Source organism: Micromonospora sp. DT228, assembly GCF_049841595.1.
GTDB lineage: Bacteria > Actinomycetota > Actinomycetes > Mycobacteriales > Micromonosporaceae > Micromonospora.
This window is the reverse complement of the sequence record NZ_JBNCKO010000017.1, coordinates 16,264-33,610: the sequence shown is the minus strand read 5'-3', so window position 1 is coordinate 33,610 and position 17,347 is coordinate 16,264. Positions and strand designations below refer to the sequence as shown.

The 17,347-nt window shown below is 70.1% G+C and carries 18 protein-coding genes and 1 riboswitch; of the genes, 3 read left to right on the top strand and 15 right to left on the bottom strand.

Features of this window, described 5'->3' with window-relative positions:
• Positions 1 to 6: 6 nt before the first annotated feature.
• On the bottom strand, positions 7 to 807 hold the full coding sequence (locus tag ACLQ29_RS27645; RefSeq protein WP_425774356.1) for an alpha/beta hydrolase: 801 nt from the start codon (positions 805 to 807) through the stop codon (positions 7 to 9).
• 63 nt (positions 808 to 870) lie between these two features.
• Positions 871 to 1,650 (bottom strand): endonuclease/exonuclease/phosphatase family protein, encoded by a 780-nt coding sequence (locus ACLQ29_RS27640; protein ID WP_425774355.1) that lies wholly within the window; start codon positions 1,648 to 1,650, stop codon positions 871 to 873.
• A 184-nt stretch (positions 1,651 to 1,834) separates the two neighbouring features.
• Here ACLQ29_RS27640 and ACLQ29_RS27635 point away from each other — a divergent pair, with 184 nt between their 5' ends.
• Positions 1,835 to 2,608 (top strand): sulfite exporter TauE/SafE family protein, encoded by a 774-nt coding sequence (locus tag ACLQ29_RS27635; RefSeq protein ID WP_425774354.1) that lies wholly within the window; start codon positions 1,835 to 1,837, stop codon positions 2,606 to 2,608.
• On the top strand, positions 2,608 to 3,393 hold the full coding sequence (locus ACLQ29_RS27630; protein WP_425774353.1) for a GNAT family N-acetyltransferase: 786 nt from the start codon (positions 2,608 to 2,610) through the stop codon (positions 3,391 to 3,393). Before ACLQ29_RS27635 ends, ACLQ29_RS27630 begins: the two co-directional genes overlap by 1 nt.
• On the opposite strand, the gene ACLQ29_RS27625 is transcribed toward ACLQ29_RS27630, so the two are convergent.
• Together ACLQ29_RS27625 and ACLQ29_RS27620 are read right to left on the bottom strand one after the other, a co-directional pair.
• Entirely contained in the window at positions 3,373 to 3,882 is a 510-nt protein-coding gene (locus ACLQ29_RS27625) for a peptide deformylase (RefSeq protein WP_425774352.1), read from the bottom strand. The two genes, ACLQ29_RS27630 and ACLQ29_RS27625, sit on opposite strands and share 21 nt — an antisense overlap.
• A gap of 9 nt (positions 3,883 to 3,891) precedes the next feature.
• Positions 3,892 to 5,160 carry a chorismate-binding protein gene (locus tag ACLQ29_RS27620; protein WP_425774478.1) on the bottom strand — a complete coding sequence of 423 codons (1,269 nt, stop codon included), beginning with the start codon at positions 5,158 to 5,160 and terminating at the stop codon, positions 3,892 to 3,894.
• Positions 5,161 to 5,256: 96 nt separating this feature from the next.
• Here ACLQ29_RS27620 and ACLQ29_RS27615 point away from each other — a divergent pair, with 96 nt between their 5' ends.
• Positions 5,257 to 5,457 (top strand): DUF5999 family protein, encoded by a 201-nt coding sequence (locus tag ACLQ29_RS27615; RefSeq protein ID WP_007460326.1) that lies wholly within the window; start codon positions 5,257 to 5,259, stop codon positions 5,455 to 5,457.
• Positions 5,458 to 5,568: 111 nt separating this feature from the next.
• Here the strand turns inward: ACLQ29_RS27615 and gcvP are convergent, their stop codons facing one another.
• From gcvP to odhI, 11 genes are all read right to left on the bottom strand, one after another.
• Positions 5,569 to 8,391, bottom strand: a complete 2,823-nt coding sequence (gene gcvP, locus ACLQ29_RS27610; protein ID WP_425774351.1) for an aminomethyl-transferring glycine dehydrogenase — start codon at positions 8,389 to 8,391, stop codon at positions 5,569 to 5,571.
• Positions 8,392 to 8,466: 75 nt separating this feature from the next.
• Positions 8,467 to 8,565, bottom strand: a riboswitch (glycine riboswitch).
• A 66-nt stretch (positions 8,566 to 8,631) separates the two neighbouring features.
• Complete coding sequence (locus ACLQ29_RS27605; protein ID WP_425774350.1) at positions 8,632 to 9,477, bottom strand: NAD-dependent protein deacetylase; 846 nt, start codon at positions 9,475 to 9,477, stop codon at positions 8,632 to 8,634.
• Positions 9,478 to 9,644: 167 nt separating this feature from the next.
• Positions 9,645 to 10,712: a MerR family transcriptional regulator gene (locus ACLQ29_RS27600; RefSeq protein ID WP_425774349.1), complete on the bottom strand. Its 1,068-nt coding sequence runs from the start codon at positions 10,710 to 10,712 to the stop codon at positions 9,645 to 9,647.
• A gap of 214 nt (positions 10,713 to 10,926) precedes the next feature.
• Positions 10,927 to 11,343: a hypothetical protein gene (locus ACLQ29_RS27595; protein ID WP_425774348.1), complete on the bottom strand. Its 417-nt coding sequence runs from the start codon at positions 11,341 to 11,343 to the stop codon at positions 10,927 to 10,929.
• A gap of 620 nt (positions 11,344 to 11,963) precedes the next feature.
• Positions 11,964 to 12,659 (bottom strand): DivIVA domain-containing protein, encoded by a 696-nt coding sequence (locus ACLQ29_RS27590; protein WP_425774347.1) that lies wholly within the window; start codon positions 12,657 to 12,659, stop codon positions 11,964 to 11,966.
• On the bottom strand, positions 12,656 to 13,837 hold the full coding sequence (locus tag ACLQ29_RS27585; protein WP_425774346.1) for a globin domain-containing protein: 1,182 nt from the start codon (positions 13,835 to 13,837) through the stop codon (positions 12,656 to 12,658). Before ACLQ29_RS27585 ends, ACLQ29_RS27590 begins: the two co-directional genes overlap by 4 nt.
• A gap of 2 nt (positions 13,838 to 13,839) precedes the next feature.
• Complete coding sequence (locus ACLQ29_RS27580) at positions 13,840 to 14,238, bottom strand: group I truncated hemoglobin (RefSeq protein ID WP_425774345.1); 399 nt, start codon at positions 14,236 to 14,238, stop codon at positions 13,840 to 13,842.
• A gap of 256 nt (positions 14,239 to 14,494) precedes the next feature.
• Positions 14,495 to 15,091 (bottom strand): MerR family transcriptional regulator, encoded by a 597-nt coding sequence (locus ACLQ29_RS27575; RefSeq protein WP_393374811.1) that lies wholly within the window; start codon positions 15,089 to 15,091, stop codon positions 14,495 to 14,497.
• Positions 15,092 to 15,288: 197 nt separating this feature from the next.
• Complete coding sequence (locus ACLQ29_RS27570; RefSeq protein WP_030327706.1) at positions 15,289 to 15,753, bottom strand: bifunctional nuclease family protein; 465 nt, start codon at positions 15,751 to 15,753, stop codon at positions 15,289 to 15,291.
• Between the two features lie 185 nt (positions 15,754 to 15,938).
• The gene (locus ACLQ29_RS27565; protein ID WP_425774344.1) at positions 15,939 to 16,640 is read right to left on the bottom strand and encodes a MerR family transcriptional regulator; all 702 of its coding nucleotides are present in this window, start codon (positions 16,638 to 16,640) and stop codon (positions 15,939 to 15,941) included.
• Positions 16,641 to 16,690: 50 nt separating this feature from the next.
• A complete protein-coding gene (odhI, locus tag ACLQ29_RS27560; RefSeq protein ID WP_007071101.1) occupies positions 16,691 to 17,143 on the bottom strand; it encodes an oxoglutarate dehydrogenase inhibitor Odhl in 453 nt (150 codons plus the stop codon).
• Positions 17,144 to 17,347 lie beyond the last annotated feature (204 nt).

Below are 17,347 nucleotides of genomic sequence, written 5' to 3'. Positions count from 1 at the left end.
CGTCGGTCAGCGGGCGTGCCGCAGCGCCCAGTCGAGGGCGTGGTCGGCGATCTGCTGCCAGCCGTGCTGGGCGGGTAGCAGGTGGGCGTACCCCTCGAAGAGTTCGACCTCGGTGATGGTGTCGCCCTGGTAGTGCGCGGCGTTGGCGTGTTGCACGCGGGGCGGCATGATGTGGTCTTCGGAGCCGGAGATGAACAGCAGTGGGGCGCGTCGTTGGTTGTGGTAGTCGACGGCGATGTCCTGCGGGCCGGGCAGCAGGTTGGCCAGGAGTCCGTCGGTGAGGATGCCGCCGGCGGCGGGGATGGCGTAGCGCTCGTAGAGGGCGCGGGCGGTGCGCTCGTCGAAGGTGTTGGTGAACGCGTAGTTCCACTGGTCGAAGGTGAAGCCGACGGCCCGGTGCCGGTTGGCGGGGTTGCGCAGCACCGGGAAGGTGGAGCGCAGCTGCGAGAACGGGGTCACCGTGACGCCTTCGGTGGGTGCGGAGTTGAGCACGACCGCCGAGGCGCCGTAGCCGCGGTCGAGCAGCACCTGGGTGAAGGCTCCGCCGGCGGAGTGGCCGATGATGATCGGTGGCGTGGGCAGCGCGTCGAGCACGGCGCTGAGGTGCGCGATGATCTGCGGGGCGGTGAGTGTCTCCAGGGGGCTGGGGTCGGCGTTTATCGCCTCGACCTCGGCTTCCAGCCCGGGGTAGGTGGGCGTGAGCACCCGCAGGCCCTTGTCCTGGTAGTGGGTGACCCAGTGTTCCCAACTGCGGGGGGTGACCCAGAATCCGTGGATGAGCACGATGGTGTCGGGTGTGTCGCTCATGGTCAGCTCCGTGGCCGGCGGTGGTGTCCAACCTACGCATCCTCGGCCGGGTGGCTGACGGGTTCAGCCGAGGTCGACGAGGAGGGGGCGGTGGTCGGAGATGGTGGACGCCGGCGCGCTGACGGCTCGTACCGGTGGGAGTTGGTCGAGGGCGTGCCGGTCGGCGAGGACGTGGTCGAGTTGGACGCGGGGTTGCCCGGAGGGGTAGGTGGGGCGGCGGCCCAGGGGGTGCCAGCCGGAGATGAGCCGGGCCGGGCCGGCGGGCAGGTTGAGGTCGCCGAGCAGGACGCGGGGGCCGGGTAGGGCGCGGAGGGCGCGCACGGTCTGGCGTAGTTGGCGGGCGTTCCAGCCGGGTACGAAGGACAGGTGGGTCGCGGCGACGGTGAGGGGGCCGTGGGGGGTGTCCAGGACGGCGGCGAGGACGACGCGGGGTTCGTCGTGCAGCAGGATGAGCCCGCCGCGGGGGCCGGGCACGTAGACCGGGGAGCGTACGGGGGCGGGTTTGAGGCGGGTGATGTGCCAGCTGCGGACGGGGTGGCGGCTGATCAGGCCGATGCCGTAGCAGGGTTCGCCGTGTCCGTCGTCTTCGTGGCGTAGTGGGCGGAAGTGTTCGCCGGGGGTGCCGACGACGGCGGCGGCGAAGCGGTGTTGTGGTGCGTCGAGGGCGTGGGCGGCGATGGTGGTGAGGTCGAGTTGGCCGCTGCGGTGTTGGTCGCGGTCGACCTCTTGCAGGGCGAGCACGTCGGCGTCGAGGGCGCGGATGGCGGCGGTGAGGCGGCTGGAGGTGACGAGCCCGTCGGTCAGGGATCGTCCGTGCAGCAGGTTGAAGGTGGCCAGGCGCACTTCTGCACCATACGTGTCCGTGGCATGGTTGCCGGGTGCTGAAGCTGTTGCTGTGTTCCGTGCTGGTGTTCGTGGCGGTTGGCGCGTTGGGGGTGTGGGTGCGGCGTTCTCGGGGTCGCTGACCGGGTGAGTCTGGCCACTGCGGTGCCGGTCGGCCCTGCCCTGGTGGGCAGAATTGCCGCCCGTGGACGCCGTATCGCTGAGTACTCTGCTGGCCGCCGCCGCGATGGCGGGTTGGGTTGACGCCGTGGTCGGTGGTGGTGGGTTGTTGCTGCTGCCGGCGTTGCTGGTGGCGGCGCCGGGGTTGCCGGTGGCCACCGCGTTGGGCACGAACAAGTTGGCCGCGATCTTCGGGACGACCACGGCGGCGGCGACGTACGCGCGGCGGACCGAGGTGGATTGGCGGGTGGTGGCGCCGGCGGCGGGGCTGGCGGTGGTGAGTGCGGGGGTGGGCGCGGCGTTGGCCGGGGCGGTGCCGGCGTCGGCGTACCGGCCGGTGGTGTTGGTCGTGTTGGTGGCGGTGGCGGTGTTCGTGTTGCTGCGTCCCCGGTTGGGGGTGGTGGCGTTGCCGCGGCGGCGGACTCCGGTGCGGGTGGTGGCGGTGATCGCGGTGGCGGGGGTGGGCATTGCCCTGTACGACGGGTTGATCGGTCCGGGTACGGGGACGTTTTTGGTGTTGGCGTTCACGGCTCTGGTCGGTGCGGATTTCGTGCATGGTTCGGCGATGGCGAAGGTGGTCAACGCGGGGACGAATCTGGGTGCGTTGGTGGTGTTCGGGGTGACCGGGCATGTGTGGTGGTTGCTGGGGGCGGCGATGGCGGTGTGCAACATCGCGGGGGCGGTGGTGGGGGCGCGGATGGCGTTGCGTCGTGGGTCGGGGTTCGTGCGGGTGGTGTTGTTGGTGGTGGTGGTGGCGTTGGTCGCGAAGTTGGGTCACGACCAGTGGGTGGCGCGCTGATGTCGGTGCGGGCGGAGCACGACCGGGGGGTGCTGGCGCGGTTGTTGGGGCGTGATCCGGTGTTGCACGCCTATCAGTTGGGTGACCTGGACGATTTCTTCTGGCCGTACACGTCGTGGTTTCGCCGTGATGATCAGGTGGTGTTGCTGTATCACGGTGGTGACCTGCCGACGTTTTTGGCGTTCGGCGCGCCGGCGGACACGGCGGCGTTGTCGGTGTTGCTGGGGCAGGTGGCGCCGGTGCTGCCGGCGCGGTTGTACGCGCACCTGTCCCCCGGCCTGGCCGATGCTCTGGCCGGGTCGTTCCGGTTGACGCCTGGTGGCCGGCATCATCGGATGGCGTTGACCGATCCGGGGCGGCTGGGTGCGGTGGCTCCGGCGGGGGTGGTGCTCGGTGTGGCGGACCTGCCGCAGGTGCGGGAGTTGTACGCGCGGGCGTACCCGGGGAACTGGTTCGACGAGCGGATGGTGCGCACCGGGCAGTATCTGGGGATCCGCGACGGTGGTGCGCTGGTCGCGGTGGCGGGGGTGCATGTGTTTTCCCCGGCGTACGGGGTGGCGGCGTTGGGTAACGTCACGACGCATCCGCGCTGGCGGGGGCGGGGGTTGGGCGCGTCGGTGGTGGCGGCGTTGTGTGTGCGGCTGCTCCAGAGCGTGGAGCACGTGACGCTGAATGTGAAGGCCGACAATGTGGCGGCGGTGCGTCTGTACGAGCGGGTGGGTTTCAGCCGGGTCGCCGACTATGACGAGTGGATGTTGACGGCTTCAGGCGCGGCGGCTGGGTGAGTCGAAGCGGCCGGCGCGGATCTCGCGCAGGGCGCGGCGGCGGGTGTCGCCGCGCAGGGTGTCGACGTAGAGGGTGCCGTGCAGGTGGTCGGTTTCGTGTTGCAGGGCGCGGGCGAGGAATCCGCTGCCGGCGATGGTGAGGGGCTCACCGTGCTGGTCGACGCCGTGGGCGGTGGCGTGCAGGGCCCGGACGGTCGGGAAGTAGAGGCCGGGGATGGACAGGCAGCCCTCGTCGTCGTCCTGGAGGTCGTCGGAGAGTTCCAGGGTGGGGTTGATGAGGTGGCCGCGGTGCCCGTCGGCGTCGTAGACGAACACCTGGGCGCTGACGCCGATCTGTGGTGCGGCGACGCCGGCGCGGCCGGGGGCGCCGAGGAGGGTGTCCATCAGGTCGGTGACGAGGGCCCGTAGCTCGGTGTCGAAGGTGGTGACCGGGTCGCATCCGGTGCGCAGGACGGGGTCGCCGATGATCCGGATGGGCCGCATGGTCATGGGGGCAGTTTATCGCCGGTGGTGGCGGGTTTCGCGGCCGGCCAGGGTGGCGCGGATCGGTGCGGTCTTGGCGGCGGCTTCGGCGACCTCGGCGTGGGCGTCGCTGTCCCAGGTGATGCCGCCGCCGGCCCAGGTGTGCAGCAGGTCGGTGTCGGCGGCGGCGGTGCGGATGGTGAGGCCGAGGTCGATGTGGCCGGGGGTGACCCAGCCGAGTGCGCCCATGCTGGCGCCGCGGCCGACGGGTTCGAGGGTGGTGATCTGGGTGAGGGCGGCGTGTTTGGGTGCGCCGGTGACGGAGCCGCCGGGGCAGGTGGCGCGGAGTAGGTCGGCGAGGCCGAGGCCGTCGGCGGCGGTGGCGCGGACGGTGGACTCGGCCTGCCACAGGTCGCACCAGCGGCGGACGGTGAACAGGTCGTCGACGGTGACGGTGCCGGTGCGGGCGATGCGGGCGAGGTCGTTGCGTTCCAGGTCGACGATCATGATGTGTTCGGCGCGTTCCTTGGCGCTGGCGAGCAGTTCGGCGTGGCCGGTGGGGGTGGCGGGGCGGGTGCCTTTGATGGGTCGGGTGATCAGGTGCCCGTTGGTGACCTCGATGAGGGTTTCCGGGGAGGCGCAGCCGATGGCCCAGCCGTCGCCGGTGAGGACGCCGCCGTAGCGGGCGCCGGGGAGGGCGCTGAGGCGGCGCAGGGCGGGCAGGGGGTCGCCGGTGTAGGGGGCGGCGGCGTGTCCGACGAGGTTGGTCTGGTAGACGTCGCCGCGGCCGATGGCGGCGCGGACGGCGTCGACGGCGTCGGCGTGTTGGCGGGGGGTCCAGCTTTCGGTCCACGGGCCGAGCCACCAGGGGGTGGGTGCGGCCGGTGGGGTGGCGCGGGTGGGGCCGTGTTCGTAGATGACGACGGTGAGGTCGGGCAGGGTGGGCGTGGGCTCGGGGGCGGTGGTGGGTGCGCCGGCCAGGTGCGCGCCGGCAGCGGCGGACAGGTAGAGCGCGGCGCCGCAGACCCCGTTGTGGTGGTGGGTGGGGGCGGGTCGGGTCAGGTCGTGCAGGGGCAGGCCGTGCGCGGCGAGGAACTCCTCGGCGAGGGTGGCGGGGTCGCCGCCGTCGCGGCGGTGCCAGTGCAGGCGAGCGCGTTCGGTGAGCGCGTCGCGGCAGGCGGTGGGTGCTGCGGGTACATCGACCAGACCAGCCGGGCCGCGGGACGCGGCATACACCTGTGGGAGCGTTTCCACGCCGTATGGTCCGACCTTCCTCATCCGTTCAGTGGATTTCCCGTGCGCCAGGCCGACACCTGCTCGTTGCTGGACACTTTCGCTTGGTACTGTGCGTCACTGGTCATGTGAACCATGACACAGTGCCCCCACAGTCCGGAGACCCTGATGTGCCAGCACCAACCGACCTGCCCCTCCGCTGAAGCCACCGACCGGGAAGCCGCGCGAGTCCTCGCCTGCTTCCGTGAGCAGGGCTGGAGCCTGCTCTGCAACGGTGTGATCGTCTTCGAGGACACCGGCGAGTTGCTTCCCGACGGCAGCAGCATCGCACCGCACCGCGGTCCCGCCCGCCACGCCCTCGTGGCCTGATCGACCACCCAGCGTCACCGTTGAGCCGCCGTCGGCCCAGGCTAGTCCCCCGGTAAGGGACGTCCCCGCCCAGGCCGCAGCGGCTGCCGGGGCGGCCCGTATCGCCCGTTGTCAGTCCTCGAACGCCTCCGGCGACGGGCACGAGCAGACCAGGTTCCGGTCGCCGTACGCGCCGTCGACGCGCCGCACCGGCGGCCAGTACTTCCCGGCCCGGTCCACCCCGGCCGGGTACGCGCCCACCGACCGCGGGTACGGGTGCGCCCAGTCGTCACCGCTGACCATCGCCGCGGTGTGCGGCGCGTTGGCCAGGGGGTTGTCCCCTAGCGGCCACGCCCCGGAACCCACCTGCTCGATCTCCGCCCGGATCGCGATCATCGCGTCGCAGAACCGGTCCAGCTCGGCCAGGTCCTCACTCTCGGTCGGCTCCACCATCAGCGTTCCCGCGACCGGGAACGACATCGTCGGCGCGTGGAAGCCGTAGTCGATCAGCCGCTTCGCCACGTCGTCGACGCTCACTCCGGTCGCCTTGGTCAACGGCCGCAGGTCGAGGATGCACTCGTGCGCCACCAGGCCCTTGTTGCCGGCGTAGAGCACCGGGAAGTGCCCGCGCAGGCGTGCCGCGACGTAGTTGGCCGCGAGGACCGCCACGCCGGTGGCCCGGGTCAGGCCCTCGGCGCCCATCATCCGCAGGTACGCCCACGGGATCGGCAGGATCCCCGCCGACCCGTACTTCGCCGCCGAGATCGCCGGTGTCGCGTCGGCGTGCGCGCCCAGCGGGTCACCGGGCAGGAACGGCGCCAGGTGCGCGCGCACCGCGACCGGGCCGACGCCCGGGCCGCCGCCGCCGTGCGGGATGCAGAACGTCTTGTGCAGGTTCAGGTGTGACACGTCCGCGCCGAACCTGCCGGGCTTGGCGAACCCGACCAGGGCGTTGAGGTTCGCCCCGTCGACGTACACCTGCCCGCCGGCGTCGTGGACCTTCGCGCACAGCGACGCGATGCCCGTCTCGTACACCCCGTGCGTCGACGGGTACGTCACCATGATCCCGGCGAGCGCGTCGCGGTGCTTGTCGATCTTCGCGTCCAGGTCGACGAGGTCGACGTTGCCGTTGTCGTCGCAGGCCACCACGACGACCCGCATACCGGCCATCACCGCCGACGCGGCGTTCGTGCCGTGCGCCGACGACGGGATCAGGCACACGTCGCGGTGCGACTCACCGCGCGACGCGTGGTACGAGCGGATCGCCAACAACCCGGCCAGCTCACCCTGCGACCCGGCGTTGGGTTGCACGCTGACCGCGTCGTAGCCGGTCACCTCGGCCAGCCACGACTCCAACTGGCCGATCATCTCCCGGTACCCGACGGTCTGCGCGTCCGGCGCGAACGGGTGGATGTTCGCGAACTCCGCCCAGCTGACCGGCTCCATCTCGGTGGTGGCGTTCAGCTTCATCGTGCACGACCCGAGCGGGATCATGCCCCGGTCCAGGGCGTAGTCGAAGTCCGACAGCCGCCGCAGGTAGCGCAGCATCGCCGTCTCCGAGTGGTGGCTGCGGAACACCGGGTGGGTGAGGAAGTCACTGTCGCGGGTCAGCGCGGCGGGCAGGGCCGCGTCCACGGTCCCGTCGAGGGCGGGCACCTCGAACGCCTCCCACACCGCGCGCAGGTGCGCGTCGGTGGTCGTCTCGTCGCAGGACACGCCCACCCGGTCGGCGTCGACCAGTCGCAGGTTCACGCCCCGCTGCGCGGCCGCCGCGACGACCCGCTCCGCGCCGCCCGGCACGTGCGCGGTGACGGTGTCGAAGAACGCGACGTCCGCGACGTCCACGCCGCCGGCGCGCAACCCGGCCGCGAGCCGCGCCGCCATGGCATGGGTACGCGTCGCGATGTCCCGCAGCCCGTCCGGGCCGTGGTAGACGGCGTACATGCCGGCCATCACCGCCAGCAGCACCTGCGCGGTGCAGATGTTGCTTGTCGCCTTCTCCCGGCGGATGTGCTGCTCGCGGGTCTGCAACGCCAACCGGTACGCCGGGTTGCCGTCCGCGTCGCGCGACACCCCGACCAGGCGCCCGGGCAGCATCCGCTCCAGGCCCGAACGCACCGCCAGGTAACCGGCGTGCGGCCCACCGAAGCCCATCGGTACGCCGAAGCGCTGCGTGGTGCCGGCGGCGATGTCCGCGCCGATCTCCCCCGGCGCCCGCAGCAACGTCAACGCCAACAGGTCCGCCGCGACCGTGACGAGCGCCCCGACGGCGTGCGCGGCCTCCACGAGGCTCGTGTGGTCGCGCACCGCCCCGGACGCGCCCGGGTACTGCAGGTGCAGGCCGAAGAACTCACCCGGCAGCTCGTCGCGGTCGACGTCGACGACCCGCACGTCGATGCCGAGCGGCTCGGCCCGGCTGGTGATCACCGCGATGGTCTGCGGCAACGCGTCGGCGTCGACGACGTACACGCGGCTCTTGCTCTTGGAGGCCCGCCGCGCGAGGGTCATCGCCTCGGCGGCGGCGGTGCCCTCGTCGAGCATCGAGGCGTTCGCGGTGGCCAGGCCGGTCAGGTCGGTGACCATGGTCTGGAAGTTCAGCAGCGCCTCCAGGCGGCCCTGGCTGATCTCCGGCTGGTACGGCGTGTACGCCGTGTACCAGGCCGGGTCCTCCAGCACGTTGCGGCGGATCACCGCCGGGGTGTGCGTGCCGTGGTACCCCAGCCCGATCATGGAGACGGCGACGGTGTTGCGGGCCGCGAGGGCCCGCAGCTCGGCGAGCGCCTCGGCCTCGGTGGCGGCCTGCGGCAGGTCCAGGGTGCCGTGCCAGCGGATCACCTCGGGGATCGCGGCGTCCATCAGCTCGTCGATCGAGTGGTGCCCGACGACCTCCAACATTCGACGCTCGTCGTCGGGGCCGGGGCCGATGTGACGGGTGGCGAACTGCTCTGCGGTCATGGAGGCACTCCCGGGGCGAGGTCGACGTGTCGGCCTCCCCCTCTGTCGCACCCCACACGGGGGCGCTCCACAGTGCCTGCCCACGAGGTCCTTTTGCCTGAGAGGTTCCGGGGAGGATTTGCCCCTTCGGCGCCGCCCTGCGTGCTGTCGGGCGGTCTCTCCCACGTGGGTGTTACCGGCATGGTCAACGCTACCAGCGACGGTGTTACAGGCAGATGTCCTACCCCCGGGCCGGTGCGGTCACACCCCGACCGGTGCGTCCCCATCCACCCGCGCGGCCAACCGCGGCAACACCGCGCCCAGGGGCGCGTCGACGCGGACGGTGGCGTGGTCGTCACCACGGGTCGGCCCCTGGTTCACGATCGCCACCGGAATGCCCCGTTTCGCCGCGCGGATCACGAACCGGCGCCCCGACATCACCGTCAACGACGACCCGAGCACCAGCACCGACCGGGCCCGCTCCACGGCCGCGAAACACCGCGCCACCCGCTGCGGCGGCACCGTCTCCCCGAAGAACACCACGTCCGGTTTCAGCATCCCGGTGCCGCAGATCGCACAATCCACCGTCCGGAACGCCGCCACCTGCTCGTCGGGGAGATCCACATCACCGTCCGGGTTGACCGCGGCGACGCGGGCCACGAAGTTCGGGTTGGCCTCGCGCAACCGCCGGTCCAGCTCCTCCCGGGAGGTCAGGTTGCCGCAGTCCAGGCAGATCACCTCGTCCAGGCGACCATGCAACTCGATCACCGACGTGCTGCCGGCCGCACCGTGCAGACCGTCGACGTTCTGGGTGATCACCGTCTCGACCAGACCGGCGTGTTGCAACCCCGCCACCGCCCGGTGCCCGGCGTTCGGCGCCGCGCCCGCGATCAACCGCCACCCCAGGTGGCTGCGCGCCCAGTACCGCCGCCGGGCCAGGGGATCGGTGGTGAACGCCTGGTAGGTCATCGGGGTGTGCCGCCGCGCCACCCCACTGGGCCCCCGGTAATCGGGGATGCCCGACTCGGTGGACAGGCCCGCCCCGCTGAGCACCACCACCCCACCATCGGCCACCAGCGCGCGCACCGCCTCGAAACTGTCCGTCACCCCTCAATGCTGCCTCAACCAGTCGCCCAGCGCCGAACCCCGACCAGCCCGGGGGTTCGGCCCCCGCCCCACCCCGTTGATCATGGAGTTGTCGTCGGCCGTCGCGGCGTGTCGTGACAACAACCTCATGATCAACCCCTCGGGTGGGGTGGGGGTGGGGGGCTGGACTACACCGCGACGGCGTCGGCGACGACGCAGGCGATGTTGTCCGGCCCACCGCGCGCCTGCGCCAGGTCGATCAGCGCACCCACCGTGTCCTCGGGACCGCCGCCGGCACCCAGCGTCGCGTGCAGATCGGCACGCTCCACGACCGCCCACAGCCCATCGGAGCACAGCAGGTACCGGTCACCGGGCAACGCGGTCCGCAGCGCCAGATCAGCCTCGACCTGCCGGCCCCCACCCAGCGCGCGCACCAGCACCGCCCGCTGCGGATGCGCGGCGGCCTCGCCGGAGTCGAGACGACCCTGATCCACCTGGGTCCGCACCCAGGTGTGATCCTGCGTCAGCAGCGACAACTCCCCGCCGCGCAACAGGTACGCCCGGGTGTCACCGACGTGCACCAGAGCCAACCGGGAGCCGCTGCGCAACAACGCGGTCAACGTGGTGACCGGCTGGTGCTCGTCGGTGGCCAACGCCCACACGGTGCGGTCGACGTCGGTGACCGCACCGGCCAGCATCGTCAGCAGGTCCACCGCCGGGGCGTCGGCGAGCGCCAACGGCAGGAGGGCGGCGATGGCGGCGGCACTGGCGGCAGCCCCACCAGGCCCCCGCATACCGTCGGCGACGGCGAACAGCCGCTCACTGGCGTACGCGGCGTCCTCGTTGCTGTCGCGCCCCGCCCCGGTGGCACACCCGGCGGCACAGCGAACGGCAAGGTCGGGATTCGATCGAGACACGGTGACGTCCCCTTCCAGGAGATTCTCCACGAGGACCGTGGCGAGCCGGGCACGGGCCGCGGTGTCGACGCTGACCTCCCGCCAGTACGCGGCGACCACCTCCGCCGCCGCCGCGGGCTGCAGGGCACACACGACGCGGATCGCCGCCAGCGGCATACCGATACGCCGTAGCTGGGCGACCAACCGCGCCACCGGCAACTGCTCCGGATCGTAGAGCCGATACCCGGACTCGGGATCGACAGCGGCCGGCAGCAGGAGCCCCACCTGCTCGTACAGGCGCAGCGCCTTCGGCGTCAGCCTCGCCGCCCGGGCGAACACCCCGATCGTCACCAGCCCCACGTGCCCATCCTCCTCGCGTCGGCTATGGGCGATCGGCAAACCCCCGGCTGGGCCAACGGTTCATCGGGCCGGGGTCATCTCGGCGGCGGTCGAGTGCGACTGGTGTCGCGGTTGTCGTCGCGCCAGGTGCATGTCCACCACGCCGTTCGGGGTCTGCCCCGCAGAACTGGACAGACCTCGAACGGATCCTCGCCAGCTCACCGAATCGTTCGACTCACGGCAGCTCTTTACACCTCATGGTGATCGTGTGCTCACCCGAAATGTTCCCGCCGTAGATCCAGCCGTACGGCGCCGCCCCTCCGACGCTCACGTAGTACCACCAGTTTCCCGCCGAGTTCTGGAACTTGCACCTGCCGCCGAGTCGCTGGCCCACCAAGAGGTAGCTGCTCACGTTGTCACAGCGCTGGCTCGGAAAGTCCCGCAGAGGGATGGACTTCGTCACGGTGGCGCCCCCGTCACCGTTGGCCCAGGGACTCCAACCGAAGCAGAATTCCGTGGTGCCGATGGAGGCGTTCGACGGTGTGAAGTTCGGTGCCTGGTTCGTCGAGGCGCTGGCCGGTGCTGCCCCCGAGGCAACGCCGAGCGCGATGGCGGTGCCCGCCGCGAGCGCCCGCCGCTTCAGCTTCTGCATGTGCTCCTCCTCTGGTGCGGAACTGATCGAGGGACTATTACCTCGATCTGACCGTAATCCTGGCCAGCGGTCGCTTCGACAAACAAGGGTCTGAACTGTGCGGAACAGTTCCGCACAGGTGGCCTCGACAGCTACCGGCCACCTGCACAGGCTCAGTGACGGCGATCACAACGAGGCGAAAGGTCCGATATCTCGACGGGTGAATGCGCGGCTGACTGAAGAATGTCGGTTCCCCCGAATCAAAGCGCCTTCGCACCGAGGGAGGCTCTGCGTTGCGGACGCCGGAACCTAATCCATTCATGAACGTCGGAGAGTCTGTCGCAGCCCTGCAGGCTCTGGGCCTGTGGTCGAAGCTGTCGTACCGGGAGTTGGCCGCGAGGCGCCGGATAATGGATTCGGCCAACCCACAGTGGGCTTTGCCGCGGCATTCTCGGCGGGCTGGCGGACGTGGACGACGGAGCCGAGGCCAGCTCAAGCACCGTGCACCGTGCACCGAAGCCTTGGACCAAGCCTTCCTCGTGCAGCCAACAACCCCAACGTCACCTCGGCCGAATCCGGGCTAACTCTCCCAACGCCTCAGCTGAGCACCCGGGCAGGGGGTCGCACCCCACCCGGGCCGCTCACCGCTGCTGGTGGCGCGGCAACGCCGACTGACCCACCACACCGCCGACGAACGGCGCCCCCGGCGTCTCCGCCGCGATCCGATCCATCGTCCGGGCCAACTGCTCACTGCCGTCATCGAGATGCCGCGCCGCCGCCTGCAGGTGCGACACCATCATCTCCCCGAAGATCCGCAACGCCTCCCGGGTCGCCACCGTGTCGTCGAAGCTCGACCCCGCCGCGCTGCGGTACTCCGCCACGGCCCGCTCCGCCTCCTGCTTCGCCTCCGCCTCCGCCGCGTGCAGGTAACTCTCATACTGCACCCGGGCGTACTCGGCGACCCGCCGCGCGTAGTCATGCGCCTGCGCGATGATCTGCTCCGCCTCCCGCTGCGCCGCGGACAGCAGATTCACCTCCCGCGCCGCCGGGACCTTCCCCGCCGCCCCCGTGCTCGGAATCACCCCGTGCCGGTGCAACTCCACCCGGTCGGTCAGCCGCTCGTTCTCCGCCCGCAACGTCGCGATCTGCGTCGCCAACACGTCCAACTCGTCGGCGATCTGCATCCGGAACCGGTCCACGTCGGCGTTGTCGTAGCCACGCCGCGCGAACGACGCCGCCCCGAACTGCCACCGCCGAACCCGGTCGGCGGTCATCCGCACCTGCACCGCGCCGGAAACCTGCATCCCGTCGTACCGGCTGATCGGGGTCGCGCTCACCTGTGCCCACCTCCCGAAACGTCACCGACCGGCGACTGCTGCACCGCCGTACGCCACGCCGGGCCGTACCACTGCTCACCCAGGCCCTCGTGGTGCACCTGACCCGCGTGGAAACCCGCCTGCAGCAACGCCCGCACCGCGTACGACACCATCTCGTCCGACCCACACACGAACACGTGCCGGGAACGCCAGTCACCGTCGGCCAACGCCCGATCCACCGCGTGCACGAACTCCCCGGGCCGGTTCACATCGGCGCCCACCACATAGGTCACCGTCAACCACGGATACGACGACGCCAACTTGTCGATCGCATCGCTGTCGTAGAGCTCACTGCGGGAACGGGCCGCCACGTACAGATCCACCCGCCGACGCGAACCCTCCGCCGCCACCTGCTCCACGAGCGCCTTCACCGGCGCCCACCCGGTCCCGGCGACCAGCAGCAACAGGTCACTGGAACCCGCCGACCACAACCCCAGCCGCTCCCCGACCGGCGCCGCCAGGTGGATCCGATCCCCCACCGCCGACCCGTAGACCAACCGCGACGACACCGCGCCACCCGGCGCGGCCCGCACATGCAACTCCAGGGTGCCGTCCGCGCGCGGCGCGTTCGCCGGCGAGTAGTACCGCCACGAACGCACCGACGGATGCGACACCCCGATCGACTGACCCGGGGTGAACGGCAGCAGATACTGCGGACGCACCGTCAACACCGCCACGTCGAACGCCCGCCGCTCGTGCGCCACGATCTCCGCCACCCACCACGGCGGGTTCACCGCCTCGGCAGCCTGCGCGGCCTCCACCATCACCTGAGCCACCAACCCGTACGCGGCCGCCCAGTCCGCGGCCAACTCGTCGGTCCACTGCTCGGCGAGGAAATGCTGCAACGTCGCCAACAGCGCCTCACCGACAGCCGGATAGTGCTCCGCGCGGACCGCGAACTTACGGTGGTCCGCGCCCAGATCCTGCAGGAACCCCACAAGCCGGTCCACCTGGTCCACGTTGGACACAATGTGCCCCAACGCGGTCACCAGACGGTCCCGCTGCCCGGCCATGTTCGTCGGGAACATCTGCCGCGTCTCAGGATGAGCGAGAAACAACGTCGAGTAGAAATAGAGCGGCACCTGATCGCCGTGCTCGGCGACCACCGACCAGCTCCGCTTGAGTTGGGCCGCGTCCACGCTCAGGCGCCCGACCGGTCTCCGGAGGCCACCACCTGGTCCTGCACCTGACCCAGCACCGTCTGCACGTCGGCCAGGATGTCCGCCGGCACACCCAGCTCCGTCAGCGTCGCCAGGAGGTACCCGCCCACCTTCACGTAGTGCTCCACCGGGATGTCCAACGGCTGGTGCGCCTCGGCCAACCCACGACCGGTGTACTCGTCCGGACCACCCAACACCGTGGTCAACATCAACGTCAGGTGCCGCCGCTGACCCACCATGTCCACATCGGCGAAATAGCCCGCAGCGGCCGGGTCGGCCAACACCTTGTCGTAGAACAGATCAACAGCCGCCTTGACCGAGCTGGCACCACCAATACGGTCGTAGTGCGACTTCGGAGCAGCCTCTTCGGTAACCGTCACGGTCGTTCCTCCGGGGGGGGAAGGGTCGATAACCGTGACGGACCATAGCGTGTCAATCGCCCGGGGTCATTGCCCCCCTATCGCGTTCCCGACAACGGCCCGAAACGCAGCGTCACCACTACCGACGAGTATCTCCACAGTCGGCAACGAGAACGACACCCAGTGTGTCCACAGTGGAGAGAAGTCACCCACCGACGCCACCCGCCGTCACCGACGGTCGCGAAAAAACCAACCGAAAAAACCGAACGCTCCGCGCTCAGCCAGCCCGCCGCCGCGCCCGCCGCGCCGCCAACTCGTCACCGACCGGATCCGACCCCGACGCCACCACGGACTCCACCGGAGCGCTCGTCGCCGGCTCCGCCGGCAGATGCGACAACGACCCCTGGATCTCCTTGAACGCCCCACCGATCGCGATCCCGAAGACACCCTGGCCACCCTGCAACAGGTCGACCACCTCCTCCGGGGACCGACACTCATACACGGTCGTCCCATCGGAGATCAACGTGATCCCGGCCAGATCCTCCACACCACGCGACCGCAGCGCCTCGATCGCCTTACGGATGTTCTGCAGGGACACCCCCGCATCCAACAACCGCTTCACGACCTTCAACACCACCAGGTCCCGGAACGAATACAACCGCTGCGTCCCCGAACCGGAAGCATCCCGCACACTCGGCACCACAAGCGCCGTCCGCGCCCAGTAATCCAACTGCCGGTAACTGATGCCCACCGCGTGGCAGGCCGTCACACCCCGGTAGCCGACCGAACCGTCACCCTCAGCCGCCACACCTGGCGACGAGGCACCCGGCTCGTCGAACTCCCTACCTGGATCGGGATCCTGCGGCTCGTGCATCCGGACAACCTCCCCCGTCAGTGTGGCGACGCGTCGTTTCCTTCGACGCGCACCCCTCGACACGGCAACCCTATAGCCACCTTCAGGGGTTACCACGGAGGAACCGACACGACACGCCGCGCAGCCACCGAGAAAGATCACCAACCGCACCGGGGAAGCACCCCAGCGACACCCGGGAGCAGAGCCCCCGGCCCACCTCAGCCCGCGAAATCCTCCGGACGCACCTGCTCCAGGAACTCCCGGAACTTCTCCACCTCGTCCTCCTGCTCATCAGGAATGACGATCCCCGCCTCGCTGAGGACCTGCTCAGCACAACGAATCGGCGCACCGACACGCAACGCCAACGCGATCGAATCGCTCGGCCGCGCCGACACCCGCACCCCATCACCGATCAACAGATCCGCGTAGAACACGTTCTCCTTGAGCTCCGTGATCTCCACCGCCTGCAAGGGCGCCTTCAACGCCGCCAACACGTCCCGCAGAAGATCATGCGTCAACGGCCGAGCCGGCTTGACCCCCTGCTGCTCATAAGCGATAGCCGTGGCCTCGACCGCGCCGATCCAGATCGGCAGATAGCGGTCCCCCTCGACCTCCCTGAGCAGGACGATCGGCTGGTTGCTAGGCAACTCCACCCGAACTCCGACCACGCTCAGCTCGCGCACCGCCGCCTCCGTGTCGTTGTCACCTACGCCGCACCGCGCCCTTCCCTGCACGGTACACGGACCGCGACACGGTCGTCCCGTGCGCTACCGCACCACGCCCGCGCCAGAAAGGGGTTACCCCGGCAAGCCTACGGCACGCTTCCCGGAAGAGATCTTTCCGCTCAGCCACCACCCACCGGGCACCCTCACCGACCCAACGTCGAGCGCAAACCCACCCGCACCAACGCCGCGTGCAGCTGCTCCGACAACGCCACCAACTCACGCGCCGTCTCCGCCGCCCGAGCCCGCGCCGCCGGATCACTCTGCCGCGCCAACGGCGCCACCAACTGCGCGAACAAACCAACCTCACGGTCCGCCGCCGTCCGGTAACCCCGCAGATGCCGCGGCTCCAACCCGTACGACGCCAACCCCGCCACCGCCGAAGCGATGATCAACGCATCCGAGTCATACCAACCCGGCGGATCCGACACCAGCACACCGAGCCGCTCCAACTCCACCAACGTCGACTCGTCGATCCCACTGCGCGCCACCAGATCCGCCCGGCCGAGCCGCACCTGCGACGACTCGGCCGGCTCCACCGACTCACGACCCGGCACCGCACCATCAGGACCAACCGCCACCAACGCAGGCCGCGACCGCCCCGGCTGCTCACCAGACGAATCCCACTGCGCCAACTGCTCACGGATCACCCGCAACGGCAGGTACTTGTCCCGCTGCGCGGTCAACACGAACCGCAACCGCGCCACATCGTCCCAGCTGTACTTCCGGTAACCCGCAGCCGTCCGCTGCGGCTCGACCAGACCCTCAGCCTCAAGAAACCGCAGCTTCGAAATCGTGGTGTCCGGGAAATCCACCCGCAACTGCCCAAGCACCTCACCGATGCTCATCAGCGGCTCAGACCGAGCCGCTCCGGGTGACATGGAGGCAGCAGGCTCGTTCACCCCCGGCCGGCCTCCTCCTCCGGGCGCGGACCGGCGATGAACACCACCCGGAACTTACCGATCTGAACCTCGTCACCATTGCTCAACGTGGCCGCCTCAACCCGCTCACGATTCACGTACGTGCCATTCAGGCTACCCACGTCCCGCACCGTGAACGTCCCACCATCACGGTGGAACTCCGCGTGCCGACGCGACACCGTCACGTCGTCGAGGAAGATGTCACTGTCCGGATGCCGGCCACTCGTCGTCACATCGTGGTCCAACAGGAACCGGGCACCCGCATTCGGGCCTCGACGAACCACCAGCAACGCCATACCCGGTGGCAACGAGCCGGACATCCGGCTCGGCACCACATCGGTGTCCGGCCCTTCCAGCACTTCGTCGAGCGAACCGAGATTGAGCGTCGAAGTGACGTCGAGCGGGGGGAACTCGTCGTCTGGCCGCGTCATGGGACCACCTCACGGATCTGTTCGGTCGGCGTCGGGTAATGGCGGGTCTGGCCGCCGGGCACTTGTACACCCGGCGGCTGGCTCCCCGTGCCCGGGAAGGCAATTCCGCAACGCTCAACTATTTGGGTTCTCGGTCGACTTGGCGAGCCTAGCCAGCGCCGAAATGCAGGGCAACCGGACGCGCGCACACAGCCCACGCACCGG

Coding starts and splice junctions, on each gene's coding strand:
- ACLQ29_RS27645 (WP_425774356.1), bottom strand. CDS start 807: ATGAGCGACACACCCGACACCATCGTGCTCATCCACGGATTCTGGGTC.
- ACLQ29_RS27630 (WP_425774353.1), top strand. CDS start 2,608: ATGTCGGTGCGGGCGGAGCACGACCGGGGGGTGCTGGCGCGGTTGTTG.
- ACLQ29_RS27625 (WP_425774352.1), bottom strand. CDS start 3,882: ATGACCATGCGGCCCATCCGGATCATCGGCGACCCCGTCCTGCGCACC.
- ACLQ29_RS27615 (WP_007460326.1), top strand. CDS start 5,257: ATGTGCCAGCACCAACCGACCTGCCCCTCCGCTGAAGCCACCGACCGG.
- gcvP (WP_425774351.1), bottom strand. CDS start 8,391: ATGACCGCAGAGCAGTTCGCCACCCGTCACATCGGCCCCGGCCCCGAC.
- ACLQ29_RS27595 (WP_425774348.1), bottom strand. CDS start 11,343: ATGCAGAAGCTGAAGCGGCGGGCGCTCGCGGCGGGCACCGCCATCGCG.
- ACLQ29_RS27575 (WP_393374811.1), bottom strand. CDS start 15,091: ATGCACGAGCCGCAGGATCCCGATCCAGGTAGGGAGTTCGACGAGCCG.
- ACLQ29_RS27565 (WP_425774344.1), bottom strand. CDS start 16,640: ATGAGCATCGGTGAGGTGCTTGGGCAGTTGCGGGTGGATTTCCCGGAC.
- odhI (WP_007071101.1), bottom strand. CDS start 17,143: ATGACGCGGCCAGACGACGAGTTCCCCCCGCTCGACGTCACTTCGACG.